30 protein-coding genes and 1 tRNA gene are annotated in these 22,259 nt (G+C 66.0%); 11 read left to right on the plus strand and 20 right to left on the minus strand.

Translation table 11 applies throughout. The features are described from left to right. Positions 1-78: 78 nt before the first annotated feature. The 4 genes from V3B64_RS09890 to dxs all read left to right on the plus strand — a co-directional run bounded on the left by V3B64_RS09890 (position 79) and on the right by dxs (position 5,566). A complete protein-coding gene (locus tag V3B64_RS09890; RefSeq protein ID WP_049401709.1) occupies positions 79-555 on the plus strand; it encodes an LEA type 2 family protein in 477 nt (158 codons plus the stop codon). Between the two features lie 65 nt (positions 556-620). Then, entirely contained in the window at positions 621-2,411 is a 1,791-nt protein-coding gene (locus V3B64_RS09895; protein ID WP_329914081.1) for an acyl-CoA dehydrogenase C-terminal domain-containing protein, read from the plus strand. A gap of 476 nt (positions 2,412-2,887) precedes the next feature. Next, a complete protein-coding gene (locus tag V3B64_RS09900) occupies positions 2,888-3,553 on the plus strand; it encodes an HNH endonuclease (RefSeq protein WP_019336875.1) in 666 nt (221 codons plus the stop codon). Between the two features lie 105 nt (positions 3,554-3,658). Then, positions 3,659-5,566, plus strand: coding sequence for a 1-deoxy-D-xylulose-5-phosphate synthase (gene dxs, locus V3B64_RS09905; protein WP_049462121.1), 1,908 nt, complete (start codon positions 3,659-3,661; stop codon positions 5,564-5,566). Between the two features lie 152 nt (positions 5,567-5,718). On the opposite strand, the gene V3B64_RS09910 is transcribed toward dxs, so the two are convergent. The 3 genes from V3B64_RS09910 to V3B64_RS09920 all read right to left on the minus strand — a co-directional run bounded on the left by V3B64_RS09910 (position 5,719) and on the right by V3B64_RS09920 (position 6,992). After that, positions 5,719-5,922, minus strand: a complete 204-nt coding sequence (locus V3B64_RS09910) for a hypothetical protein (protein ID WP_005417823.1) — start codon at positions 5,920-5,922, stop codon at positions 5,719-5,721. A 167-nt stretch (positions 5,923-6,089) separates the two neighbouring features. Further along, positions 6,090-6,653, minus strand: a complete 564-nt coding sequence (locus V3B64_RS09915; protein ID WP_049401711.1) for a DUF3011 domain-containing protein — start codon at positions 6,651-6,653, stop codon at positions 6,090-6,092. Between the two features lie 132 nt (positions 6,654-6,785). Further along, complete coding sequence (locus V3B64_RS09920) at positions 6,786-6,992, minus strand: hypothetical protein (RefSeq protein WP_049423877.1); 207 nt, start codon at positions 6,990-6,992, stop codon at positions 6,786-6,788. Between the two features lie 404 nt (positions 6,993-7,396). Between V3B64_RS09920 and V3B64_RS09925 the strand changes: the two genes are divergently transcribed. The 4 genes from V3B64_RS09925 (at position 7,397) to V3B64_RS09940 (ending at position 8,932) form a co-directional block, all read left to right on the plus strand. Beyond that, complete coding sequence (locus V3B64_RS09925; RefSeq protein ID WP_071229150.1) at positions 7,397-7,681, plus strand: hypothetical protein; 285 nt, start codon at positions 7,397-7,399, stop codon at positions 7,679-7,681. A 12-nt stretch (positions 7,682-7,693) separates the two neighbouring features. Continuing rightward, the gene (locus V3B64_RS09930) at positions 7,694-7,927 is read left to right on the plus strand and encodes a DUF1653 domain-containing protein (RefSeq protein WP_032128669.1); all 234 of its coding nucleotides are present in this window, start codon (positions 7,694-7,696) and stop codon (positions 7,925-7,927) included. 86 nt (positions 7,928-8,013) lie between these two features. Continuing rightward, positions 8,014-8,586 (plus strand): TetR/AcrR family transcriptional regulator, encoded by a 573-nt coding sequence (locus V3B64_RS09935; RefSeq protein ID WP_121504554.1) that lies wholly within the window; start codon positions 8,014-8,016, stop codon positions 8,584-8,586. Positions 8,587-8,599: 13 nt separating this feature from the next. Next, positions 8,600-8,932, plus strand: a complete 333-nt coding sequence (locus tag V3B64_RS09940) for an SMR family transporter (protein WP_005410423.1) — start codon at positions 8,600-8,602, stop codon at positions 8,930-8,932. Between the two features lie 22 nt (positions 8,933-8,954). On the opposite strand, the gene V3B64_RS09945 is transcribed toward V3B64_RS09940, so the two are convergent. The 5 genes from V3B64_RS09945 to V3B64_RS09965 all read right to left on the minus strand — a co-directional run bounded on the left by V3B64_RS09945 (position 8,955) and on the right by V3B64_RS09965 (position 11,270). After that, positions 8,955-9,128: a DUF1328 domain-containing protein gene (locus V3B64_RS09945; protein WP_006380555.1), complete on the minus strand. Its 174-nt coding sequence runs from the start codon at positions 9,126-9,128 to the stop codon at positions 8,955-8,957. A gap of 94 nt (positions 9,129-9,222) precedes the next feature. Next, positions 9,223-9,864, minus strand: a complete 642-nt coding sequence (locus V3B64_RS09950; RefSeq protein ID WP_032128667.1) for a LysE family translocator — start codon at positions 9,862-9,864, stop codon at positions 9,223-9,225. A 98-nt stretch (positions 9,865-9,962) separates the two neighbouring features. Then, positions 9,963-10,571 carry an ATP-dependent Clp protease proteolytic subunit gene (locus tag V3B64_RS09955; protein WP_032128666.1) on the minus strand — a complete coding sequence of 203 codons (609 nt, stop codon included), beginning with the start codon at positions 10,569-10,571 and terminating at the stop codon, positions 9,963-9,965. A gap of 37 nt (positions 10,572-10,608) precedes the next feature. Continuing rightward, positions 10,609-10,959, minus strand: coding sequence for a polyketide cyclase (locus V3B64_RS09960; RefSeq protein ID WP_121504555.1), 351 nt, complete (start codon positions 10,957-10,959; stop codon positions 10,609-10,611). After that, positions 10,959-11,270 (minus strand): metalloregulator ArsR/SmtB family transcription factor, encoded by a 312-nt coding sequence (locus tag V3B64_RS09965; RefSeq protein ID WP_042358872.1) that lies wholly within the window; start codon positions 11,268-11,270, stop codon positions 10,959-10,961. Before V3B64_RS09965 ends, V3B64_RS09960 begins: the two co-directional genes overlap by 1 nt. Positions 11,271-11,356: 86 nt before the next feature. Between V3B64_RS09965 and V3B64_RS09970 the strand changes: the two genes are divergently transcribed. Continuing rightward, positions 11,357-12,049 (plus strand): aspartate/glutamate racemase family protein, encoded by a 693-nt coding sequence (locus V3B64_RS09970; RefSeq protein WP_049423866.1) that lies wholly within the window; start codon positions 11,357-11,359, stop codon positions 12,047-12,049. 24 nt (positions 12,050-12,073) lie between these two features. Here the strand turns inward: V3B64_RS09970 and V3B64_RS09975 are convergent, their stop codons facing one another. Continuing rightward, positions 12,074-12,469, minus strand: a complete 396-nt coding sequence (locus tag V3B64_RS09975) for a hypothetical protein (protein WP_012511691.1) — start codon at positions 12,467-12,469, stop codon at positions 12,074-12,076. 240 nt (positions 12,470-12,709) lie between these two features. On the opposite strand from V3B64_RS09975, the gene V3B64_RS09980 reads away from it, so the two are divergent. Together V3B64_RS09980 and V3B64_RS09985 are read left to right on the plus strand one after the other, a co-directional pair. Further along, complete coding sequence (locus tag V3B64_RS09980) at positions 12,710-13,219, plus strand: DUF3011 domain-containing protein (protein WP_125894326.1); 510 nt, start codon at positions 12,710-12,712, stop codon at positions 13,217-13,219. A gap of 85 nt (positions 13,220-13,304) precedes the next feature. Continuing rightward, positions 13,305-13,742, plus strand: coding sequence for a GNAT family N-acetyltransferase (locus V3B64_RS09985; protein WP_329914082.1), 438 nt, complete (start codon positions 13,305-13,307; stop codon positions 13,740-13,742). On the opposite strand, the gene V3B64_RS09990 is transcribed toward V3B64_RS09985, so the two are convergent. From V3B64_RS09990 to thrS, 11 genes are all read right to left on the minus strand, one after another. Continuing rightward, positions 13,721-14,062 (minus strand): phosphotyrosine protein phosphatase, encoded by a 342-nt coding sequence (locus V3B64_RS09990; RefSeq protein WP_049401215.1) that lies wholly within the window; start codon positions 14,060-14,062, stop codon positions 13,721-13,723. The genes V3B64_RS09985 and V3B64_RS09990 overlap by 22 nt on opposite strands. Then, a complete protein-coding gene (locus V3B64_RS09995) occupies positions 14,059-14,259 on the minus strand; it encodes a hypothetical protein (RefSeq protein WP_014037933.1) in 201 nt (66 codons plus the stop codon). The genes V3B64_RS09990 and V3B64_RS09995 overlap by 4 nt, the downstream gene beginning before the upstream one ends. Positions 14,260-14,376: 117 nt before the next feature. Continuing rightward, positions 14,377-14,453, minus strand: a tRNA-Pro gene (locus V3B64_RS10000). Positions 14,454-14,521: 68 nt separating this feature from the next. Further along, positions 14,522-14,878 carry a MerR family transcriptional regulator gene (locus V3B64_RS10005; RefSeq protein ID WP_005410431.1) on the minus strand — a complete coding sequence of 119 codons (357 nt, stop codon included), beginning with the start codon at positions 14,876-14,878 and terminating at the stop codon, positions 14,522-14,524. After that, the gene (locus V3B64_RS10010; RefSeq protein WP_005410432.1) at positions 14,859-15,158 is read right to left on the minus strand and encodes an integration host factor subunit alpha; all 300 of its coding nucleotides are present in this window, start codon (positions 15,156-15,158) and stop codon (positions 14,859-14,861) included. Before V3B64_RS10010 ends, V3B64_RS10005 begins: the two co-directional genes overlap by 20 nt. Positions 15,159-15,185: 27 nt before the next feature. Next, on the minus strand, positions 15,186-17,567 hold the full coding sequence (pheT, locus tag V3B64_RS10015; RefSeq protein ID WP_329914083.1) for a phenylalanine--tRNA ligase subunit beta: 2,382 nt from the start codon (positions 17,565-17,567) through the stop codon (positions 15,186-15,188). Positions 17,568-17,652: 85 nt separating this feature from the next. Continuing rightward, a complete protein-coding gene (locus V3B64_RS10020) occupies positions 17,653-18,648 on the minus strand; it encodes a phenylalanine--tRNA ligase subunit alpha (protein WP_005417865.1) in 996 nt (331 codons plus the stop codon). Between the two features lie 193 nt (positions 18,649-18,841). Further along, entirely contained in the window at positions 18,842-19,201 is a 360-nt protein-coding gene (gene rplT, locus V3B64_RS10025; protein WP_006380762.1) for a 50S ribosomal protein L20, read from the minus strand. A gap of 11 nt (positions 19,202-19,212) precedes the next feature. Continuing rightward, the gene (rpmI, locus tag V3B64_RS10030) at positions 19,213-19,410 is read right to left on the minus strand and encodes a 50S ribosomal protein L35 (protein ID WP_005410436.1); all 198 of its coding nucleotides are present in this window, start codon (positions 19,408-19,410) and stop codon (positions 19,213-19,215) included. Positions 19,411-19,676: 266 nt separating this feature from the next. After that, positions 19,677-20,204 carry a translation initiation factor IF-3 gene (infC, locus tag V3B64_RS10035; RefSeq protein ID WP_074725076.1) on the minus strand — a complete coding sequence of 176 codons (528 nt, stop codon included), beginning with the start codon at positions 20,202-20,204 and terminating at the stop codon, positions 19,677-19,679. Positions 20,205-20,267: 63 nt separating this feature from the next. Then, positions 20,268-22,169, minus strand: a complete 1,902-nt coding sequence (gene thrS, locus V3B64_RS10040) for a threonine--tRNA ligase (protein ID WP_329914084.1) — start codon at positions 22,167-22,169, stop codon at positions 20,268-20,270. Positions 22,170-22,259: the final 90 nt, after the last annotated feature.

Genomic DNA, 22,259 nt, shown 5'->3' on the forward strand with positions numbered 1-22,259 from the left:
CGGGTCGCCACAGGCGATCCAAACGACCATACGCCGTAGTATGCTTATCCAACGCACCCCTCCAGAGGACCTGCGCCCATGCTCCACCGCTTCCGTATCGCCTTGATCGTCCTGTGCACCCTCGCCCTTGTTGCCTGCAACAACGGCATCGTCAAGCGTGTTTCGGAACCGGCGGCCAGCCTGCAGCAGCTGACCGTGCGCGCCGACGGCAACTGGACCGTGGCCCTGCGCCTGCAGAACTACAGCTCCATGCCCATGACTTTCGATGACGTCGCGCTGGCGCTGACCGTCGGCGACAGCGACGCCGGCACCCTGCAGGCCAAGCCGGGCATTTCCATCGGCGGCACCTCGGCCGACGTCATCCAGGTCGATCTGGTGCCCAGCTCGGCCGCACGCCTGGTGGTGGCCGATGCGCTGGCCAGCAACCGCACCCTGGCCTATGGCCTGAAGGGAACGGTGGCAGCAACGCCGCAGGAAAAGAAGCAGCGCAGCTTCGACATCAGCAGCCGCAGCACCCTCAACCAGGCCCCGGGCCTGCCGGGCGTGCTGCGCTGACTCCCGCTTTCCGCCGCGGCGCCCGGCGCCGCTCCCCCTGTCCCTGATCAAATCGAGACGTACCGATGAGCAGCTACACCGCCCCGCTTTCCGACCTCCGTTTCGCCCTGCACGATGTGCTCAAGGTCGAACCCCTGTTCGCCCGCCTGGGCTTCACCGACGCCACCGCCGACGTGGTCGATGCCGTGCTGGAAGAAGCCGGCCGCTTCAGCGCCACCGTGCTGGCCCCGCTCAACAGCGTCGGCGACGAGATCGGCTGCGTACTCGACCAGGCCTCCGGTGAAGTGACCACCCCGCCCGGCTTCAAGCAGGCCTACGACCAGTTCGTCGATGGCGGCTGGACTGGCCTGACCGCCTCGCCGGAGCTGGGCGGCCAGGGCCTGCCGCACACCCTGGGCGTGCCGCTCAACGAGATGATCAACGCCGCCAACCTGGCGTGGGGCAACTTCCCGCTGCTCTCGCACGGCGCCATCGAAGCGCTGAAGCAGCACGGCGAGGCCTGGCAGCACGAGGCCTTCCTGAAGCCGCTGATCGAGGGCCGCTGGACCGGCACCATGTGCCTGACCGAGCCGCACTGCGGCACCGACCTGGGCCTGCTCAAGACCAAGGCCGAGCCGAATGCCGATGGCAGCTACTCGATCACCGGCACCAAGATCTTCATCACTGCCGGCGAGCACGACCTGACCGGCAACATCGTGCACCTGGTGCTGGCCAAGCTGCCCGACGCCCCTCCGGGTGCCAAGGGCATCTCGCTGTTCGTCACCCCGAAGTTCAAGGTCGACCGCGAAGGCAACGTCGGCGAGCGCAACGCACTGCGCTGCGGCTCGATCGAGCACAAGATGGGCATCAAGGGGTCGGTCACCTGCGTGATGAACTTCGATGGTGCGCAGGGCTACCTGGTCGGCCAGCCGCACAAGGGCCTGCAGGCCATGTTCACCATGATGAACACCGCGCGCCTGGGCGTCGGCCTGCAGGGCATCGGCCTGTCCGAGCGCGCCTACCAGAACGCACTGAAGTACAGCCGTGAGCGCCTGCAGTCGCGCGCCCTGAGCGGCGCCAAGTTCCCGGACAAGCCGGCCGACCCGATCCTGGTCCATCCGGATGTGCGCCGCATGCTGCTGACGGTGAAGTCACTGGTCGAGGGCAGCCGCCTGCTGGCCCTGCACGCCGCCACCCTGATCGACGTCGCCCACCACGCCGAGGATGCCGCCGAGCGCGAGCGCGCCGACACCCTGGTGAGCTTCCTGACCCCGATCTCCAAGGCCTGCCAGACCGAATGGGGCATCGAGAACACCTACAACGCCCTGCAGTGCTTCGGTGGCCACGGCTACATCCGCGAACACGGCATGGAGCAGCTGGCCCGCGATGCGCGCATCACCACGCTGTATGAAGGCACCACCGGCATCCAGGCGCTGGACCTGATCGGCCGCAAGACCGCGTCCAGCCAGGGCGCCGGCCTGAAGCTGATGCTGGCCGAGATCGAAGCCTTCGCCAAGGCCAACGAGGGCAACGAAGCGCTGGCCGAGTTCATCGGCCCGCTGCGCGCCAAGGCCGCCGAATGGGGCAAGCTGACCATGGATGTGCTGCAGCGTTCGGCTTCCAATCCGGACGAACTCGGCGCGGCCAGCTACGACTACCTGTTCTATTCGGGTTACGTGGTGCTGGCTTACTGGTGGGCCCGCAGCGTGGCCGCCGCCGATGCCAGCGCGCATGGCGCCGCTTTCGCTCAGGGCAAGCGCGAGACCGCACGGTTCTACTTCGCCCGCGTGCTGCCGCGCACCCTCAGCCACGCCGCCGCCATCCAGGCGGGCGCCGCCCCGCTGATGGCGATGGACGACGAGCGCTTCGGCGCCTGAGCCGGACTGCGCCCGGCACCCGCGGTAGTGCCGGCCGCTGGCCGGCCACCGCAACAGCAACATCAACGGCAACAACTGCATTCCGGGGGATGGCGTGACGGTGTGGCCTGGCAGGACACGCCGTAAACCCATCCTTGGGGGCTCGATGGCGCCATCCATGGCGCCAACGGTCCTGCCACCCCACACCGCCCCGCCTCTGACAGGTTCACTCGGCTGTTGGCAGGTGTCGACCTTGGTCGACACGGTAAATCCACGCCACGCGTGGATGGAAACCACCGGGATCTCTCTGGAGAAGAGCCCCCCTTTGTTAAGGGGGGGCGCGCCGACGGCGCAGGGGATAGGAGGAATGCGTGGGCATCCCAACCCGCCATCGGCGGGCTGGGATGCGGAATGCGCGGACCTGAATCGTTGCGATTTGCGTATCGCCGACAGGCGATACACAAATCGTCAACATTCAGGTATAAGCTGTTCTCCCGATGGAGACAGACACTACACGCTTGGGTCTGATCGAAGCCGGAGCTCCGTTTTCTGCTCCGGGCGCCGAAGCATCGCCCAACGCCACGACGCTGCATCGCCCCGGTTCGGTCCGGCTGCTCTCGCTTGATGCCCACGGACGCGTACTGGACTGGATCACCTGGCAGGATGCGGCGTGCCTCTACGCCCGCGAAGCCGTCGCCTGGACACTCGGCGATCCCTGCCTGCACATCCACGGCGGCACCAACCGCTTCAGCGGCCTGCAGAGCGGCATGGACCTGCACCCGATCATCGCCGCCCGCGGCCACGCCCGCTCCCGCGCGATCGACCCCACGCCGAACCTGACCAACCCGGCCCTGTTCGCCCGCGACGCACACCTGTGCATGTACTGCGGCCAGCAGTTCAACCGCCCCACGCTCACCCGCGACCACGTCATGCCGCTGTCCAAGGGTGGCCTGGACTGCTGGGAAAACGTGGTCACCGCCTGCTTCCACTGCAACTCGCGCAAGAGCGACCGCACCCCCCAGCAGGCCGGAATGCCGTTGCTGGCGGTGCCTTACCGGCCCAGCTGGATCGAGCACCTGATCCTGTCCAACCGCAACATCCTGGCCGACCAGATGGCCTTCCTGAAGGCGCAATTGCCCAAGCGGTCAAAACTGAGCACCTGAATCGCTGAAAATGCAACCCTCACCGTCCTGTCACGGGCGGCGGCGTTTGCTTGCCCCACCCCCGTTTGAGGGCGAAAATGGGCGTTCAGAACAAGTGCGAACATGATGATCGACTCTGCCCGCTATCCCCGCCTCGCGCGCATCCAGACACCGGATGACCTGCGCACGTTCGACGAATCCGAATTGAGGGCGGTCGCCGACGAACTGCGCGCCTACCTCATCGAGTCGGTGGGCAAGAGCGGCGGCCACTTCGCCGCCGGCCTGGGCGTGATCGAACTCACAGTGGCCCTGCACTACCTGTACCAGACTCCGCAGGACCAGCTGGTCTGGGACGTCGGTCACCAGACCTACCCGCACAAGATCCTGACCGGTCGCCGCGACGAGATCCACACCGTCAAGCAGAAGGACGGCGTCGCGCCGTTCCCGAAGCGCGAAGAGAGCGAGTACGACACCTTCGGCGTCGGCCACTCCTCGACCTCGATCTCGGCCGCACTCGGCATGGCCATCGCCCGCCAGTCCGAAGGCGACAACCGCCAGGTCGTTGCAGTGATCGGTGATGGCGCAATGACCGCCGGCATGGCGTTCGAAGCGCTGATGCACGCCGGTGGCATGGAGCCCGAGCCGAACCTGCTGGTGATCCTCAACGACAACAACATGTCGATCTCCGAGGCGGTCGGCGGTCTGACCAAGATGCTCGGCCGCGCCACCGGCAGCCGCACGCTCAATGCGCTGCGCGAAGGCGGCAAGAAGATCCTCGGCGACAAGAAGAACAACCCGGCGCGCTTCGTGAAGCGCTGGGAAGAACACTGGAAGGGCATGTTCGTGCCGTCCACGATGTTCGAGGAAATGGGCTTCCACTACACCGGTCCTATCGACGGCCACGACATGCCGGCCCTGCTGTCCACGCTGAAGACGCTGCGCGCCTCCAAGGGCCCGAAGCTGCTGCACGTGATGACCACCAAGGGCAAGGGCTACGAGCCGGCCGAAGGCGACCAGATCGGTTACCACGCCGTCGGCCCGTTCGATCCGGACAAGGGACTGGTGGCCAAGGCCGGTGCCAAGAAGCCGACCTACACCGATGTGTTCAGCGACTGGCTGTGCGATGCCGCCGCTGCCGAGCCACGCCTGTACGGCATCACCCCGGCGATGCGCGAAGGCTCCGGCCTGGTGCGTTTCAGCAAGGAATACCCGCAACGCTATTTCGACGTGGCAATTGCCGAGCAGCACGCGGTCACCCTCGCCGCCGGCATGGCCACCCAGGGTGGCAAGCCGGTGGTGGCGATCTACTCGACCTTCCTGCAGCGTGCGTACGACCAGCTGGTGCATGACGTGGCCATCCAGGACCTGGACGTGCTGTTCGCGATCGACCGCGCCGGCGTGGTCGGTCCGGACGGCGCCACCCATGCCGGCAACCTCGACCTGAGCTTCCTGCGCTGCGTGCCGAACCTGGTGGTGATGGCTCCGTCCAATGAAGCCGAGTGCCGGCAGATGCTCAGCACTGGCCTGCAGCATCCGGGCCCGGCTGCCGTGCGCTATCCGCGCGGCACCGGCACCGGCGTTGCCGCCGGTACCGACCTGTCGACCCTGCCGATCGGCAAGGGCGAGCTGCGCCTGCAGGGCAGCCGCGTCGCGCTGCTCGCCTTTGGCAGCACCGTGGCCGCCGCCGAACAGGTCGGCCGCGAACTGGGCCTGAGCGTGGTCAACATGCGCTTCATCAAGCCGCTGGACCGCGAGCTGGTGCTGGCCGTGGCCGCCCAGCACGAGGGCCTGGTCACAATCGAAGACAATGTGGTGGCCGGCGGCGCCGGCTCCGGCGTCGGCGAACTGCTCAACGCCGAAGGCGTATTGCGCCCGATCCTGCACCTGGGCCTGCCCGACAGTTACCAGCACCACGCAAGCCGTGAGGACCTGCTGGCCGAAGCCGGTATCGATGCGGCGGGCATCCGCGCGGCGGTGCTCAAGCGCTGGCCGCAGCTGGCTGCCGGGACCCCGCCGCTCAGCGCGGCAGGCTGAGGCCGGTCACCACCAGTAGATCCACGCATGGCGTGGATCTACTGCGGAACAGGGGTCGATCCACGCCATGCGTGGAGACAGATGCAAAGTAGATCCACGCCGTGCGTGGCTAGCGGGCTCCGGAACGATGATCTGGCCGGAAACCCCAACCCTCAGCCGTAGCTGACCGCTTCCACGAACGCACCGCTGGCCTCCACCCGCACCGCAGCGCGCTGCCCGGTGTCGACGAAGTGGAGGCGTGCAAGGGTTTCAGCGAAATCGTAGGCCCGGGCACCATCGCGGAACTCGATCGGTTCCGGCCGGTCCGGGTGCAGCACGCGCCATTGGCGTTGCTCGCATTGCAGGCGGATCAACATGCAGCTCACTCCTTGAGGCAGCGTATCGACGGTGGCGGGACGGGCGTGCCGGTTACGGCAGACTTCATCGCGACGGATCAGGGGCACGCAGGGGTGCCCTGATCACAGAAGATACGACGTTCAAAATGTGAGCTGTATCAGATTATTCTGATTTTCGATGGGCGAGCTCAATTCACCTGGAACTGCGCCCGGCAGCCGTCGCTGACCCAGATGCCACGACGGTTCCAGCCCCAGGTCTGGCCCTCGATGCAGGCGCTGCGTGAATCCTGACGCACCAGGCGCACACCACGACGGATGCGGGCATCACAGTACTCCTGGCGGTGGCCGTTGGAATGGCAGGTGATCACCTCACCCCCGCCCCAGCCATTGCCACCGTTGCCCCAGCCGTTGCCATGGCCACCACCCCAGCCACCGCCACGGCGGTACTCGCCAACGAACTCGGCACGGCAGCCCTGGGTGACCCACACACCGTAGCGCGATTGCCCCCAGGTCTCGCCTTCCACGCACGGCGAACCGGACAACTGGCGGATCATCCGGGCACGGCCTTCCAGACGGCATTCATTGCTGCGGTTCTTGATCGATTCGCAGCGGACGATGCCGCCGCCATCACGACCGCCATAGCGATCGTCGTCATAACCGTAGCCATAGCTCTGCGCCTGCGCGCCGCCTGCGGCCGCCAGCATCGGCAGCAGCGTGCAGGCCAGGGTGCGCCAGGTGAGTGCCTTGCCCATCGGAATCTCCGGATGAATACGATGGCGCAAGCATCCGGGATTCGTGGCGCGGCGCACAGGGGGGCGCCCCACGGCGGTTTTTTCCCCATTCAAACAACTCAACCGTGGCTGACTGCGCCTCGGCCGGTGGCGTCACTCCCCGATATGGAGCGCATCCACGGTGCTGCCGAGCGCCTCGACCCGGACCGTGCTGCGCTGGCCGGTGCGACGATGGTGCTCGAGGGCCAGCGCAGCGGCCGCGTCGAAGGCATCGGCACCGCGGGCGTAACGGGTGGCGTCACCCGCCTTCGGATGCAACACGGACCAGTGCCGGGCAGTGCATTGGACAGTAAAGACCATGAGAAGCTCCTGCGGAAGGAAAGAGGCGGTGACAGGCGGCAGGGCCACGTGCCAGTACACCCTCAGGCTATCGATCGCGTCGGAGATGGCCCATCAGATTTGTACGAAAACGCCTCAGGATTCGGTCGGGCGCTTCCCAACCCTCACATCCCTGAGGCTGTTTAGTGAAGGCGTTCCGTGACCCTTGTCACGGAGTTGACGGAGCTTCACACTACCGTCACCAACAGGGGCCCCTTCCACATGCGCACCTTCTTCTCGCAGCAGCGCTGGACGCTGCTGAAGTTCTATTTCGTGGCCAGCTATCTGGTGCTGATTGAAGAGCTGATCCGCGCCGCCATGCACTGAGCGCTTGCTGGAGGGCTATTTGCGACAGACACTGTCGCTTTAGGCACGGAGCCCGCCCGATGAAAGCGCTTCTTCTGATTCCAGCCCTGCTGGTGCTGACCGCGTGCGCCAACCAGCACGACGCCGCCGCACATGCCGATGCGGCGCCCACCTCGTCTGCGATACCGAAGGTGGGCGGCGATCGCGATGCCCACGGATGCATTGGTTCGGCCGGCTACCAGTGGTGCGAGCACAGCCAGCGTTGCGAACGCCCGTGGGAACTGGCACAGGCACAGGGCCTGGCCAATACCGCCGAGGCCATCGATGCCTACTGCGCGAAGCCGGCCAGCCCGGCACGCAAGTGAGGCGCGCACCCCATGGCTGAGCTGAGCCCGCTACCCACCCTGGCCCCGGGTCGCTACCGCCACTTCAAGGGCGGCGAGTACGACGTGCTCGATATCGTCCGCAGCAGCGAGACGCTGGAGCCACTGGTGCTGTATCGCGCGCTCTATGGCGAAGGCGGCCTGTGGGTGCGCCCGTATGCCATGTTCGTCGAACAGGTACCGGGCGAACACGGACCGCAGCCGCGTTTCGCCCGCATCGACGCATGACGGTTCCGCTGCCGGCCCTGGCCGGCAGCGCGGTGACACCACGGGCCTGCGTTACAATCGTACCGTCCAGTCGGTTTCTTCCCGCCATGTCCGCATCCCCCTCCCGTTCGCGCCGCAAGGCGCCCGACAGCGTGCGCCAGTCACTGCTGCAGGCCACCATTGAAGTGATCGGCCGTAATGGCCTGGCCGCGCTGACCGTGCAGGACGTCGCACAGGCCGCCGGTGTCAGCAAGGGTGCGCTGTTCCATCATTTCAGCAGCAAGCAGGCACTGGTGGATGAAGCCATCGGAGCGCTCATCGGCGAATTCGAAGCGCGGGTGCGTGCCCTGCTGCAGGAAAACCCCGAACGGCATGGCCGTTTCAGCCGCGCCTATGTGCAGGCCAATTTCGAGCATCTGCTGCAGCAGGAACAGGACAACGACATCGGCCTGACCCTGGGCAACCTGATGGAACCAGCCCTGCTCGCGCATTGGCGTACCTGGAAGCGTGCGATGCTGGCCGAGTTCGCCGGCGAAGCCAACGATCCCCGACTGTATGCGGCGCGCTGCGCTGCCGATGGCTACTGGGCCACGGCCTATGGGCGACCGCTGGACGAGGAAGAACGCGCCAACGCATTGGCGATGGCCGAACAGGCCCTGAAACTATGCGACCCGCAGTAAGCAGGAGCGCTCAATGAATCCCTACCTCTACCTTGCCGCTGCCATCGTGCTGGAAGTAATTGCCACGTCGCTGCTGAAGGCATCCGACGGCATGAGCCGGCTGGCGCCGACACTGGGCGCGCTGGTCGGCTATGGACTGTGCTTCTACCTGCTGTCGATGACCATGAAGTCGATCCCGACCGGCATCGCCTACGCGATCTGGTCCGGCGTCGGCATCGTGCTGATCTCGCTGATCGGGCTGGTGGTGTTCAAGCAGCGCCTGGATGCACCGGCGTTGATCGGCATCGGCCTGATCTGTGCTGGCGTACTGGTGATCAATCTGTTCTCGCGCAGCAGCGCACACTGAGTACGCTGCTGCGCGATCAACGCTAGCTGACCTTCTTCGCTACGGTCATGCCGAGCAGGAACAGCACCACGGCGATGATGATGCCGGCCCAGAACAGGAACTTGGCGATGCCGACCGCGGCGCCGGCAATGCCGCCGAAGCCGAGCACGCCCGCAATGACGCCGATGATGGCGAAGATGATGGCCCACTTGATCATGTCAAACCTTTCCCCGTGGGGACTGCGTACTGGATGATCAGGCTAGGCCGTAGCCGATGCGGCAGTCGTGAACAGGCCGCGTGCACGGCGTGAATCAGCGCGGGCGGAAACGCAGCAGGGCCACCGCAAAGGCCAGGAACACGCTGCCCACCAGCCGCTCGAACCAGCGCCGCGCGAAGGGTTTGGCCAACCATCGGCGCAGGCCATGGCCACCGGCGGCATACATCACGTACCAGAACAGTTCGCAGCCGGCGAAGGTGGCGACCAGCACGCTGTACTGCAGCGCCTGGCCACGCGACGGGTCGACGAACTGCGGCAGGAACGCCGCAGCGAACAGCAGCAGCTTGGGATTGCTCAGGCCCACCAGAAGGCCACCACGGAACACCTTCCACGCGCCCAGCGACGCCGCAACCGGCAGCGCGGCATCGACCGTCACCGGTGGTGCCGGCCGGCAACTGTCACGCCATGCCTTCAGGCCCAGCCAGGCCAGATAGGCCACGCCCAGATAGCGCAGCACCTCAAACAGCATCGGCGAGGAATGCAGCAGCGCACTCAGGCCTGCTGCGGAGGCCGCCAGCACCAGCAGCATCGCCAGCAGGCAGCCAGCCATCGCCGGCACGCTACCGCGAAAGCCGAGCCCGACGCTGCGACCGAGGATATGCAGCATGTTCGGCCCCGGCGTACCACACAGAACGAACACCGTGGCGAGGAACCACCACCAGGTATGCAGGGCCATATCGGACATCCACTTCAGAAGATCCCACCAGCATAGAGTGCGCCGGCCTGGCGCGGCACACACAGCGCAGCATGGATGCGGTGGTTACAGAGGCAGGATCAGGCCGCGAGCGCGTCGCGCCGTACCAGTACCTGATCGATCAAGCCCCATTCGCATGCCTGCTCGGCACTCATGAAACGATCGCGGTCCAGGGTCTGCTCGACCTCCTCGACACTGCGTCCGCAATGCTGCGCATACAGCCGGGTGATGCGCTGCTTGGTGCGCTGCATTTCCTCGGCATGGATGAAGATGTCCGACGCCTGGCCCTGCACCCCGCCCAGCGGCTGATGCACATGCAGGCTGGCATTGGCCAACGCCGCACGGTGACCGGGCTCGCCGGCCATCAGCAGGAACGAACCCATCGACCGCGCGGTGCCCATGCACAGCGTATGCACCGGGGCCGAGATGTATTGCATGGTGTCGTACATCGCCAGGCCGCTGGAGATCACTCCACCCGGCGAGTTGATGTACAGATGGATCGGCTTCTCCGGGTTTTCCGATTCCAGGAACAGCAGCTGCGCGCAGACCAGCGCCGACACAGTGTCATCGACTTCGCCGTTGAGAAAGATGATGCGCTCGCGCAGGAGCCGCGAGTAGATGTCATGGGAGCGCTCACCGCGCTCGCTGCGTTCCACCACCATCGGTATCAGCTGCATTCTGTCCCGCATGTGCCTGCTCCCTGTAGCGTTTGATCCAGGCGCCGGCTCAGGCCGCGCGCATCATGGTGCGATGATCGTCGTTGGCGGCCAACGGCAGCAGCGCGCGCAGGTCGGTGAGCCGATGCACGATGGTCAGCACCGTCCCCCCACCGTCATCCGCGCGCAGCTGGAAACACACCAGGCTGTGCAGATGCGGAGGCTGCGCATCGCGCAGGCGGAACCCCAGCTCCCGCCCCTCCTCGCACAGGCAGGGCTGCGGATCGGCAAGATCGGCCGCAGGCATCCAGCGCTCACGCAGCGCCGGATCGCGCAGTGCGCGCCAGACCCGTTCCGGTGGCGCTGGCAGCCACTGCTCCATCACCAACGCGGGAGCCGCTTCGTTCAGAACATCGTCCATCAGTCCATCTCCTTCAGCAGATCCTGCAAGGCATCCATCCGCGCGGGCCAGTAGGCCCGGTAGCGCTGCAGCCAGTTGCCGATGTGCGCCAGCCCGCGCGGATCGACCTCGTAGTGGACGAAGCGGCCTTGGCGCTGTTCGCTCACCAGCCCGGCATCGCGCAGCACCGCCAGGTGCTGGGACATCGCAGACTGGCTGATCGCCATGCCCTCGCGCAGCGCGCTGGCATGCTGCCCGCCCTCGGCCAGCTTTTCGAAGATGTGGCGGCGGGTGGGGTCGGCCAGCGCTTTGAAGAGGGCGTTCTCGATCATGACCAACACATTAGCAATCACTAATGTGTAGTGCAACTCCCGCATCGGCTGTGCTGCAATGACGGCTCCCCGGCATGGAGCTGTGCATGAAGACCCTTGGCCTGATCGGCGGCATGAGCTGGGAAAGCTCGGCGCAGTATTACCGGCTCATCAACGAGGACGTGCGGCAGCGCCTCGGTGGCGCACATTCGGCGCAGCTGCTGCTGTGGTCGGTGGATTTCGCCGGCATCAAGCAGCTGCAGCATGACGGCGACTGGAATGCGCTGGGCGACCATATGGCCGACGCTGCACGGCGCCTGCAGGCCGGTGGCGCCGATCTGCTGTTGATCTGCACCAACACCATGCACAAGCTGGCCGACCGCATCGAGGCGGTCTGCCCACTGCCGCTGCTGCATATCGCCGACCCCACCGCCCAGGCCATCGTGCAGGCAGGCGCACGCAAGGTGGGCCTGCTCGGTACCGCCTTCACCATGGAACAGGACTTCTACCGCGGCCGGCTGCAGGATCGCTTCGGATTGGAGGTGCTGGTTCCCGAAGCCGATGATCGTCGCAGCGTGCACGACATCATCTACCAGGAACTGATCGCCGGTGTGGTCAGCGAGCACTCACGACAGGTCTACGCCGGCGTGATCGCGAGGCTGGTGGCGCGCGGTGCCGAAGCCATCATCCTGGGCTGTACCGAGATCATGCTGCTGGTACGACCGGAAGACAGCGCAGTGCCGCTGTTCGATACCACTGCACTGCACGCACGGGCTGCGGTGGACGCGGCGCTGGCGTGAATCGATGCGCGCCGGAGCGCGGAATCAGTCCGCGCCCTGCACTTCCAGCGCGGTGATGAGCCACTCGACCACCGCCTGTGAATCGCACAGGAAAAAGATGGCATCGCCGGAGCGCGCCTCGGTAAGCAGGCGATAGACCGTGATCGCCACCGCCGACTGGTTGGCGATGAACACTTCCGGGCTGCGCGGCCCCTCGCTGTGGCCGGCAACCGCGTGCAGCGCCTTGCGTGCGGCCACGGTGGCAGCCGGGTCCGCGCTGCGGGTCAGTTCCGGCCCGCGCAGGCCCCAGGCAATGAACACATGCTTGCCCTTGAACGTGGTGTCCAGGACCCGCACCTCGGCGCCACCTGCGTCGGCCGAGCGATGAATGACGGTACTGCTGATCAACGCAACCCCCTGTGGTCGTCGTGGTCCGCGCATCCTCCTCCACGCGCCGGCCGCATGCCAGTGACAACAGCCACAGGCTGTGCCGACCGGCGTGGGAGACATGTAAGAGGGTGTAAACCGATGCGATCGGATGTGCAGCGATGATACGGGATGTAAGCCTCTGCATGGGCCCGCGCGTACTACTAAACCGCCACTGAGCCATCTTCGGAACGAAGCGTTCCGGCAGCCCCGGACTGGGCCATTCTTGCCGCCCCATCCCCACCGAGCCTGCACATGTCCCATCGCCTGCTGCTGACGATCACCGGCACCTCCCTTGCCCTGCTGCTGGCCGCCACCACCGTGGCCGCACAGGACTACGACACCGATCACATTCCGGCGCTGCGCTGCGAATCGCAGTTCAACAAGACCGCGCAATGCCCGATCGAGGGCCCGATGCGCCTGGCCAGGCAACTGTCGGTCACCCGCTGCGTGGAGAACCAGAACTGGGGCCAGAGCCGCCGCACGTTGTGGGTGACCGACGGCTGCCGCGCCGAGTTCGTCGCCGACGGCTATGGGCGCGGACGCTGGCCGGGCCGCGGCAGGGACCGTGACGATGATGGCGAGCGCCTGGTCTGCGAGTCCTACGAAAAGAAGGACAAGGAATGCCGTATCCGTGTGCGCCACGAGGTGCGCCTGGTCAAGCAGAAGTCGGTGACGGCCTGCATCGAGGACCAGAACTGGGGCTGGGACCGACGCGGCGTGTGGGTCAGCGACGGCTGCCGGGCCGAGTTCCGCGTGTATTGACTGCCGAGCACGCGCTGGCTGCGGCGGGTGCGACTGCACCTGTGGCATAGCCGATAGACTGGCCCCTCCTGTCAGGAGCCCGACCATGCCCGCTGCGACTGCGCCGCGCGTCCGCGACGCGACGCCCGCCGATGCCTCTGCGCTGATCGCACTCGACAGCGTGGCGGCAAGCGACCCTCGACGGGCGGAACAGATTGGCGAGTGGTTGGCGCGGGGCAACGTGCATGTTGCCGAGCAGGAGCGCGAGATCGTTGGCTACATGACCCTCCATGAGCACTTCTTCGGCGAAGGCTTCGTCGAAATGCTGATGGTCGCGCGCGAGCGGCGCAGCCAGGGCGTCGGCGCCGCACTGCTGCGGCACGCGATCGCACAGCGTGGACAGCGCAAGCTGTTCACCTCGACCAATGCCTCCAACATCGCCATGCAGCGCCTGCTCGTTGCATCGAGCTTCATCGACAGCGGCATCGTGCATGGACTGGATGACGGCGACCCGGAGCTGATCTACCGCTTTGCCGGCAGCTGATCGAGATACGCGGTCACCTTGGTGTCCAGCAGATCCATCAGCACGGGATCCATGCAGCGATAGTCGTCCGGGATATCCAGGCAATGCAGGCGCTTGTGTTCCAGCAGGCGCGCGTACGCGGCCTGCAGTCGATGCTGATGCTTGGCCTCCATCACGAAGATGACATCGGCCCAGCGGATGTCCGCCGGGCCGATGGGGCGTCGTGCATGCGGGCTGGTGCCGGCCGACCGCGCAGTGAAGCCGGGCCGCCGTCGCCACATGGCTTCGGCGGTTGGGCTGCGCAGCTGGTTGCGGCTGCAGACGAACAGCAGGTTGATCATTCCTGTTCCTGCAATTGGCGGGCGCTGAGCACCGGATAGGTGAAGCCCAGCTGGCGTGCGCGCGCGAGCTTGGCATCGCGCGTGTACAGCAGCTTCCAGTTCTTCTCGGGCTTGTAGCTGTAGGCGGTCGTGGCGCGGTCGCCACCACGGTTGCGCGCCTGGCTGCGACGCCAGGCACGGTTTCTTGCAGATTCCATGATGTGTTCTCGTGAGTACCGGGTTCAGCAGCCGCGGTAGTACGAGTGGCGCGCAGCATACACCGCACGCACAAAAAAGCCCACGCATCGCTGCGCAGGCTTCTTGATTCATCACAGTGGTCGGGACGGCCGGATTCGAACCGACGACCCTCTGCCCCCCAGGCAGATGCGCTACCAGGCTGCGCTACGCCCCGACTGATGCTGCGATGTGCCCGCCAGTGCGGCGGGCCGTGAAGTATAGCGGATTACGATGGAAATGGGATCAGCGGCGCAACAACTGCAGCACTTCTTCCAGCTCCATGCGCACCTGCTTGATGATCTGGTTGCTCAGCGCCGATTCCTCGCGGGCATCGGGGCCATCCAGACGCAGGCGTGCACCACCGATGGTGTAGCCCTGTTCGTACAGCAGGCTGCGGATCTGCCGCACCATCAGCACGTCGTGGCGCTGGTAGTAGCGGCGGTTGCCTCGGCGCTTGGCCGGCTCAAGGCTGGGAAACTCGGTTTCCCAGTAGCGCAGGACGTGCGGCTTGACGTCGCACAGCTCGCTGACCTCACCGATGGTGAAGTAGCGCTTGGCCGGGATCGGCGGTAGTTCGCGGTTACTGCCCGGATCCAGCATAAGCTTCCACCCTCTCCTTGAGCTTCTGGCCCGGACGGAAGGTGACCACCGTACGGGCGGAAATCGGAATTTCCTCGCCGGTCTTGGGGTTGCGACCCGGGCGCTGGTTCTTGCGCCGCAGATCGAAATTACCGAAGCCCGACAGCTTCACCTGACGTCCCTGTTCCAATGCTTCACGCAGCACATCGAAAAACGCGTCGACGAATTCCTTGGCTTCCCGCTTGTTCAGACCGACTTCGTCGAACAGCTTTTCCGCCATCTCCGCCTTGGTCAATGCCATTGCCTGCTACCCCCGAGTGCTGCCCGCTCAGCCGCGGATCCGGGCGTGATGTTCACGCTCGATGGCAGTGACCGCCTCGGCCACCACCGCATCCACGTCGCGGTCCGTCAGAGTGCGCGACTTGTCCTGCAAAATCAAGCCCATAGCGAGACTCTTGAATCCCGGCTCGACGCCCTGGCCGACGTAGCGGTCGAACAGGTTCAGGTCGCGCAGCAGCGGGCCAGCGGCCTGGCGGACGGTGGCCGCGAGATCGGCCCAGGCCACCTGTTCAGGCACCAGGAATGCCAGGTCGCGGCGCACTGCCGGGAAGCGCGACAGCTCGCCGGCACGCGGCAAGCGGCGGGCGGTCAGCGGCTCCAGGTCCAGTTCGAAGGCGTAGACGTCGGCTTCGATGTCCATTGCCTTGGCCAGACGCGGGTGGATCTGACCGATCCAGCCGATCGCCACGCCATCGCGGAACACCTCGGCCGAACGGGCCGGGTGGCCGTAGGGGCGGGCCGACGGGCGGAACTCCAGTACCGCACCACTGGCAGCCGCCAGCGATTCCAGATCGCCCTTCAGGTCATGGAAATCGACCTTGCGGGCCGGCAGGCCCCACTGCAGTGCCTGTGCATCACCACAGACCGCAGCGGCCACGCGCGGGGTTTCCAGCGGCGCCGGCCGGCCGTCGCCGGCCTGCTGGGCGAACACGCGGCCCAGTTCGAACAGGCGCACGCGGCCGATCTGGCGGGCGGCGTTGCGGCCCAACGTGGCGACCAGGCCTGGCAGCAGCGACGGGCGCATCACCGCCAGTTCGGCCGACAGCGGGTTGGCCAGCGGTACCAGGCCGTCGCGCAGCTGCCACTGGGTCAGCAGCGCATCGTCGACGAAGGCGAAATTGACGGTTTCCTGCTGGTCACGGGCGATCAGCTGGCGGCGCACGCTCAGTGCGTCCAGCTGGGTCTCGCTCGGCATCGCCACGCGCGAGGCGCCGCCCGGCAGCGTGGTCGGGATCTGCTCGTAACCGTGGATGCGGGCCAGCTCTTCGATCAGGTCTTCTTCGATGGCGATGTCGAAGCGGCGGCTCGGCGCCGTGACCTGCCAGCCGTCGGCGGTGGCAACCACGTCCATGCCCAGCGCGCGCAGGATGCGCTCCACTTCCGCATCTTCGATGGTGATGCCGAGCACGCGGGTGATGCGGGCGCGGCGCAGCACGATGGTTGCCGGCTGCGGCAGATCGGCCTCACGCACGGCCTCGGTGACGGGCGCCGGGGTACCGCCGGCCAGGTCCAGCACCAGGCGGGTGGCGTACTCGATGGCGGTACGCGGCAGTGCCGGGTCGACACCGCGCTCGAAGCGGTGGCCGGCATCGGTGTGCAGGCCCAGCTTGCGGCCACGGCCCATGATCGCGGCCGGCGCGAAGTGCGCGGCTTCCAGGAACACGGCGGTGGTCGCGTCGGTGACGCGGGTGTCGAAGCCGCCCATCAGGCCGGCCAGGCCGACCGCACGATCGGCGTCGGTCACGACCAGGAAGCTGTCGTCCAGCGCGGCGTCGCGGCCGTCCAGCAGCTTCAGGCTCTCGCCGGCACGCGAACGGCGCACGGCGATGCTGCCCTGCAGGGTGCCCAGGTCGTAGGCATGCATCGGCTGGCCGAGCTCGAGCATCACGTACTGGGTGATGTCGACCAGCAGCGAGACCGGGCGCACGCCGCTGCGGCGCAGGCGTTCGGCCATCCACAACGGCGTCTTGGCAGCGGCGTTGACACCTTCGATGACACGGCCCAGGTAACGCGGCGCCTCAGCGCCGGCATCGAGCTGGATGGCCAGCTCACGGCTGCCAATGGCGGGAATCGTCTCGGTGGTGAAATCCAGCACGTCGCTGCGGGTGGCGGCGGCGACGTCGTAGGCGATACCGCGCAGGCTGAAGCAGTCGGCGCGGTTCGGGGTCAGCTTGATCTCGATGCTGGCGTCCGGCAGGCCCAGGTACTCGACCAGAGCCTGGCCGACCGGTGCGTCATCCGGCAGCTCCAGCAGGCCGGAGGCATCGTTGTCCAGGCCCAGCTCCCTGGCCGAGCACAGCATGCCGTTGGACTCGACACCGCGCAGCTTGGCCGGCTTGATCTTCAGCTCGCCAATCTGCGCGCCGACCATCGCCAGCGGCGCAACCAGGCCCGGACGTGCGTTCGGTGCGCCGCACACGATCTGCAGCAGCTCGCCCTGCCCGGCATCGACCTTGCACACCTGCAGGCGGTCGGCTTCCGGATGGCGTACGGCGTCGACGATGCGCGCCACGACCACGTGCTCGAGGCCTTCGCCCAGCGCGGTCACTTCTTCCACTTCCAGGCCGATGGCGGTCAGCACCGCACTCAGTTCATCGCGCGAAGCGCGGGTCGGGACGTGGCTGCGCAGCCAGTTTTCGGAGAATTTCATGGTGTCACCCTGGTGGGCCCGGCGCATGCGCCTGGGCCTGCGAATTTAGAAGCAGTCGAGCAAGCTCGACTCTACGGACCGGCGCTTACGCGAACTGCTTGAGGAAGCGCACGTCGTTCTCGAAGAACGCGCGCAGATCGTTGACGCCGTAACGCAACATCGCAAAGCGCTCCACGCCCATGCCGAAGGCGAAGCCGGTGTAGCGCTCCGGATCGATGCCGACGTTTCGCAGCACGTTCGGATGGACCATGCCGCAGCCGAGCACTTCCAGCCAGCGGGTGCTGCCATCGGGCTGCTGCCAGGCGATGTCCACTTCCGCACCCGGTTCAACGAACGGGAAGTAGCTGGGGCGGAAGCGCATCTCGAAGTCGCGCTCGAAGAACGCACGCACGAACTCGGCCAGCGTGCCCTTCAGGTCGGCGAAGGTCGAATGCTCGTCCACCAGCAGGCCTTCCACCTGGTGGAACATCGGCGAATGGGTCTGGTCGCTGTCGCTGCGGTACACCTTGCCGGCGGCGATCATGCGCAGCGGCGGCGCGTGGTCGCCCATGTAGCGCACCTGCACGCCCGAGGTGTGCGTGCGCAGCAGGCGGCCGTCGCCGAAGTAGAAGGTGTCGTGCATGGCACGCGCCGGATGGTGCGGCGGGAAGTTCAGCGCCTCGAAGTTGTGCCAGTCATCCTCGATCTCCGGCCCTTCCGACAGCTCGTAGCCCAGCCGGCCGAAGATGCCGGTGATGCGCTCCAGGGTGCGGGTGATCGGATGCAGGCCGGCGCGGTCGCCATTGCGGCCCGGCAGGGTGATGTCGATGGCTTCGGCGGCCAGGCGCGCATCCAGTGCCGCGTCTTCCAGCAGCGCCTTGCGCTCGCCCAGCGCGCGGGTCAGCGCGTCGCGGGCCTGGTTGATCGCTTCACCGGCGGCCTTGCGCTCGTCGGCCGGCAGGGCGCCGAGCTGCTTGAGCTGCGAGGTGATGCTGCCACTCTTGCCAAGCAGGGCCACGCGCAGCTGTTCCAGCACGTCGGGGCTCTGTGCGGCGGCCACATCGGCCAGCGCCTGGGTGGTGAGGGATTGGATGTCGCTCATGGGGGGCCGGAACTCCAGTCGATCTGCCATCGCGATGCGCGAAGGGCCGACCCCTGTCGCCACCGCCGTCCCCGCGCTGCCGCCATGGCCTCGCCGGGACCCAAAAAAGAATGGGGAAGGACTTGCGCCCTTCCCCATGCATTGCCTTGACCTGACACCGTTCCGAGTGAACGGTTACGGCATCGGGAAGGACTTATGCCGCCAGCGCGCCCTTGGCCTTTTCGGCCAGCGCGGTAAAGCCGGCTGCGTCGTGCACGGCGATGTCAGCCAGGACCTTACGATCCAGGGTGATGCCGGCCTTCAGCAGACCGTTCATGAAGCGGCTGTAGCTCAGGCCGTTGATGCGGGCAGCCGCATTGATACGGGTGATCCACAGCGAACGGAAGTTGCGCTTCTTCTGCTTACGGCCGATGTAGGCGTACTGCTGTGCCTTGATGACCGCCTGCTTGGCGACGCGGAAGACCTTGCGACGGGCGTTGTAATAGCCCTTGGCGAGATCCAGAATCTTCTTGTGGCGGCGACGCGCCTGTACGCCACGCTTAACTCGTGCCATTTTTCAGTTCCTCAGAGGTAAGGGAGCATGCGGTCCAGACGGCCTGCGTCTTCTGCACGGACATGGCCCGTCTGACGCAGATTACGCTTACGCTTGGTCGCTTTCTTCGTGAGGATGTGGCTACGGTTGGCGTGGCCGCACTTGTACTTGCCCGAGGCGGTCTTGCGGAAACGCTTGGCCGCTGCCCGGTTGGTCTTGATCTTGGGCATTGCAATGTCCTTGATGGGATATGACCCTGGTTTCTGACTGATCTGGCGGCGGCCTGGGCCGCTCTTTCCGTCCTGCCATGATCGGCGTACGACCCGTCCTGGGTGGGTCGAGCCGGGCATGATACAGGCAAAACCGCCCTGCCACCAGCCCCTGCAACCCTTTCGCCGGCAATTCACCGGCTTCCTGCAAAAGCAAAGGGACGCCCATGGCGTCCCTCTACCCTGAACCATTCAGCCAGGCGCCCCGGAAGGCGGCCCGTCAGGCCTCAGGTCTTCTTCTTCGGCGCGATCATCATGACCATCTGACGCCCTTCCAGGCGCGGACGGGATTCAATGACGATGTCCTCGCCCAGATCGGTCTCGATCCGGTTGGCCATTTCGCGGCCCAGTTCCTGGTGGCTCATTTCACGGCCACGGAAACGGATGTTGACCTTGATCTTGTCACCATCCTCGAGGAACCCGCGCATCTTGCGCAGCTTGATCTGGTAGTCGCCCTCGTCCGTGACCGGACGGAACTTCACTTCCTTGATCTCGACCTGCTTGGTCTTCTTCTTGGCCTCGCTGGCCTTCTTCTGCGCTTCGAACTTGAACTTGCCGAAGTCCATGATCTTGCAGACCGGCGGATCGGCCTGCGGCTGGATTTCGACCAGGTCCAGGCCTTCATCTTCGGCCATGGACAGCGCTTCGTCGCGCGACAACACGCCGATCATTTCTCCGTCACTGCCGATCACGCGGACGCGCGGCACACGGATTTCCTGATTCTTGCGGTTCTGTTTGTTGTCAGGGGTGCTGATATTACGTTCTCCCAAGGGTATCGAACCGGTCCGGGTGCCTGTGCCCCCGGACCGGACCTTTGCTTACGCGCCCTCGGCCTGGAGCCGCTCGATGAAGGCCTGCAGGCTCATGCTGCCCAGGTCTTCGCCAGAACGCGTACGCACCGCCACAGCCCCATTTTCCTTCTCGCGGTCACCAATGACCAGCAGGTAGGGCACGCGCTGCAACGTATGCTCGCGGATTTTATAGCCGATCTTCTCGTTACGCAAATCCGAGCTGACGCGGAAGCCTTGCTCCGCAAGGGTTTTGGTCACGCCCGAGACGTAGTCGGCCTGGGCGTCGGTGATGTTGGCCACCACCACCTGGGTCGGCGCCAGCCAGGTCGGGAACTGGCCGGCATGGTGCTCGATCAGGATGCCCAGGAAGCGCTCCATCGAGCCCACGATGGCGCGGTGCAGCATGACCGGGTGCTTCTTCTGGCTGTTCTCGTCCACGTACTCGGCGCCCAGGCGGCCCGGCATCATGAAGTCGACCTGCATCGTGCCCAGCTGCCAGGTACGGCCGATCGCGTCCTTCAGGTGGTACTCGATCTTCGGGCCGTAGAAGGCGCCCTCGCCCGGCAGCTCCTGCCACTCCACCCCATTGCTGGACAGTGCCGAGCGCAGCGCGCCCTCGGCCTTGTCCCAGGTGGCGTCATCGCCCAGGCGCGATTCCGGGCGCAGCGCGATCTTGACCTGGATCTCATCGAAGCCGAAGTGCTGGTAGACCGCCAGCGCCTGCTGGTGGAACGCGGTCACTTCCGCCTCGACCTGGTTTTCCGTGCAGAACACGTGGCCGTCGTCCTGGGTGAAACCACGCACGCGCAGGATGCCGTGCAGCGCGCCGGACGGCTCGTTGCGGTGGCAGGCACCGAACTCACCATAGCGGATCGGCAGGTCGCGGTAGCTGTGCAGGCCCTGGTTGAACACCTGCACGTGGCCCGGGCAGTTCATCGGCTTGAGCGCGTAGGTGCGCTTCTCCGATTCGGTGAAGAACATCGCGTCCTGGTAGTTGTCCCAGTGGCCGGATTTCTGCCACAGGCTCACGTCCAGGATCTGCGGGCAGCGCACTTCGCCGTAGCCGGTCTTGCGGTACACCTTGCGCATGTACTGCTCGACCACCTGCCACAGCGCCCAGCCCTTCGGGTGCCAGAACACCAGGCCCGGCGCTTCTTCCTGCAGGTGGAACAGGTCCTGCTGCTTGCCGATGCGGCGGTGGTCGCGCATCTCGGCTTCCTCGATGCGCTTGATGTACGCCTCGAGCTGCTTCTTGTCGGCCCAGGCGGTGCCGTAGATGCGCTGCAGCTGCTCGTTCTGCGCGTCGCCGCGCCAGTAGGCGCCGGAGATGCGGGTCAGCTTGAAAGCCTTCAGGAAGCGCGTGTTCGGCACGTGCGGGCCGCGGCACATGTCCACGTATTCCTGGTGGTAATACATGCCCATCGCCTGGATGTCGTCGGACATGTCCTCGATCAGGCGCAGCTTGTAGTCCTCGCCACGGGCCTTGAAGATCTCGATCACTTCAGCACGCGGCGTCACCTTCTTGATGACGTCGTAATCCTGGGCGATCAACTCGCCCATGCGCTTCTCGATCGCGGCCATGTCGTCCGGGGTGAACGGGCGCTCGGAGTAGATGTCGTAGTAGAAGCCCTCGGCGATCACCGGACCGATCACCATCTTGACGTCCGGGTACAGCTGCTTGACGGCGTGGCCGACCAGGTGGGCGCAGGAGTGGCGGATGATCTCCACGCCCTCCTCGTCCTTGGCGGTGATGATGCGCAGGCTGGCATCGTGGTCGATGACGTCGCTGGCATCGACCAGCACGCCATCGACCGAACCGGCGATGGTGGCCTTGGCCAGGCCGGCGCCGATCGACTGGGCGACCTCCATGACGCTGACGGGATTTTCGAATTCGCGGCGGCTGCCGTCGGGAAGAGTAATGTTGATCATCGCAGTGGCTTCGTGCGGGGCCCGCTGGGCGGGCTGGAAAGCGTTCCCGGGGCGGCGCCCGGGCAATAAAAAAGCGCCGCGAGGGCGCCT

It is taken from the genome of Stenotrophomonas sp. SMYL86, from assembly GCF_036320025.1.
GTDB lineage: Bacteria > Pseudomonadota > Gammaproteobacteria > Xanthomonadales > Xanthomonadaceae > Stenotrophomonas > Stenotrophomonas maltophilia_A.

Bases quoted from the DNA above. Each gene is read 5' to 3' on its own strand.
- V3B64_RS09970 (WP_049423866.1), top strand. From the start codon at position 11,357: ATGAAGACCCTTGGCCTGATCGGCGGCATGAGCTGGGAAAGCTCGGCG.
- rplT (WP_006380762.1), bottom strand. From the start codon at position 19,201: ATGGCACGAGTTAAGCGTGGCGTACAGGCGCGTCGCCGCCACAAGAAG.
- rpmI (WP_005410436.1), bottom strand. From the start codon at position 19,410: ATGCCCAAGATCAAGACCAACCGGGCAGCGGCCAAGCGTTTCCGCAAG.
- V3B64_RS09890 (WP_049401709.1), top strand. From the start codon at position 79: ATGCTCCACCGCTTCCGTATCGCCTTGATCGTCCTGTGCACCCTCGCC.
- V3B64_RS09895 (WP_329914081.1), top strand. From the start codon at position 621: ATGAGCAGCTACACCGCCCCGCTTTCCGACCTCCGTTTCGCCCTGCAC.
- V3B64_RS09980 (WP_125894326.1), top strand. From the start codon at position 12,710: ATGTCCCATCGCCTGCTGCTGACGATCACCGGCACCTCCCTTGCCCTG.
- V3B64_RS09915 (WP_049401711.1), bottom strand. From the start codon at position 6,653: ATGGGCAAGGCACTCACCTGGCGCACCCTGGCCTGCACGCTGCTGCCG.
- thrS (WP_329914084.1), bottom strand. From the start codon at position 22,169: ATGATCAACATTACTCTTCCCGACGGCAGCCGCCGCGAATTCGAAAAT.
- V3B64_RS10020 (WP_005417865.1), bottom strand. From the start codon at position 18,648: ATGAGCGACATCCAATCCCTCACCACCCAGGCGCTGGCCGATGTGGCC.
- V3B64_RS09930 (WP_032128669.1), top strand. From the start codon at position 7,694: ATGGCTGAGCTGAGCCCGCTACCCACCCTGGCCCCGGGTCGCTACCGC.
- V3B64_RS09920 (WP_049423877.1), bottom strand. From the start codon at position 6,992: ATGGTCTTTACTGTCCAATGCACTGCCCGGCACTGGTCCGTGTTGCAT.
- V3B64_RS09955 (WP_032128666.1), bottom strand. From the start codon at position 10,571: ATGCGGGACAGAATGCAGCTGATACCGATGGTGGTGGAACGCAGCGAG.
- V3B64_RS09935 (WP_121504554.1), top strand. From the start codon at position 8,014: ATGTCCGCATCCCCCTCCCGTTCGCGCCGCAAGGCGCCCGACAGCGTG.
- V3B64_RS09925 (WP_071229150.1), top strand. From the start codon at position 7,397: ATGAAAGCGCTTCTTCTGATTCCAGCCCTGCTGGTGCTGACCGCGTGC.
- V3B64_RS09945 (WP_006380555.1), bottom strand. From the start codon at position 9,128: ATGATCAAGTGGGCCATCATCTTCGCCATCATCGGCGTCATTGCGGGC.
- V3B64_RS09940 (WP_005410423.1), top strand. From the start codon at position 8,600: ATGAATCCCTACCTCTACCTTGCCGCTGCCATCGTGCTGGAAGTAATT.
- V3B64_RS09960 (WP_121504555.1), bottom strand. From the start codon at position 10,959: ATGGACGATGTTCTGAACGAAGCGGCTCCCGCGTTGGTGATGGAGCAG.
- V3B64_RS09990 (WP_049401215.1), bottom strand. From the start codon at position 14,062: ATGATCAACCTGCTGTTCGTCTGCAGCCGCAACCAGCTGCGCAGCCCA.
- V3B64_RS10010 (WP_005410432.1), bottom strand. From the start codon at position 15,158: ATGGCATTGACCAAGGCGGAGATGGCGGAAAAGCTGTTCGACGAAGTC.
- V3B64_RS09975 (WP_012511691.1), bottom strand. From the start codon at position 12,469: ATGCGCGGACCACGACGACCACAGGGGGTTGCGTTGATCAGCAGTACC.
- V3B64_RS09995 (WP_014037933.1), bottom strand. From the start codon at position 14,259: ATGGAATCTGCAAGAAACCGTGCCTGGCGTCGCAGCCAGGCGCGCAAC.
- V3B64_RS09900 (WP_019336875.1), top strand. From the start codon at position 2,888: ATGGAGACAGACACTACACGCTTGGGTCTGATCGAAGCCGGAGCTCCG.
- pheT (WP_329914083.1), bottom strand. From the start codon at position 17,567: ATGAAATTCTCCGAAAACTGGCTGCGCAGCCACGTCCCGACCCGCGCT.
- V3B64_RS09950 (WP_032128667.1), bottom strand. From the start codon at position 9,864: ATGGCCCTGCATACCTGGTGGTGGTTCCTCGCCACGGTGTTCGTTCTG.
- dxs (WP_049462121.1), top strand. From the start codon at position 3,659: ATGATCGACTCTGCCCGCTATCCCCGCCTCGCGCGCATCCAGACACCG.
- V3B64_RS09910 (WP_005417823.1), bottom strand. From the start codon at position 5,922: ATGTTGATCCGCCTGCAATGCGAGCAACGCCAATGGCGCGTGCTGCAC.
- V3B64_RS09985 (WP_329914082.1), top strand. From the start codon at position 13,305: ATGCCCGCTGCGACTGCGCCGCGCGTCCGCGACGCGACGCCCGCCGAT.
- V3B64_RS09965 (WP_042358872.1), bottom strand. From the start codon at position 11,270: ATGATCGAGAACGCCCTCTTCAAAGCGCTGGCCGACCCCACCCGCCGC.
- V3B64_RS10005 (WP_005410431.1), bottom strand. From the start codon at position 14,878: ATGCTGGATCCGGGCAGTAACCGCGAACTACCGCCGATCCCGGCCAAG.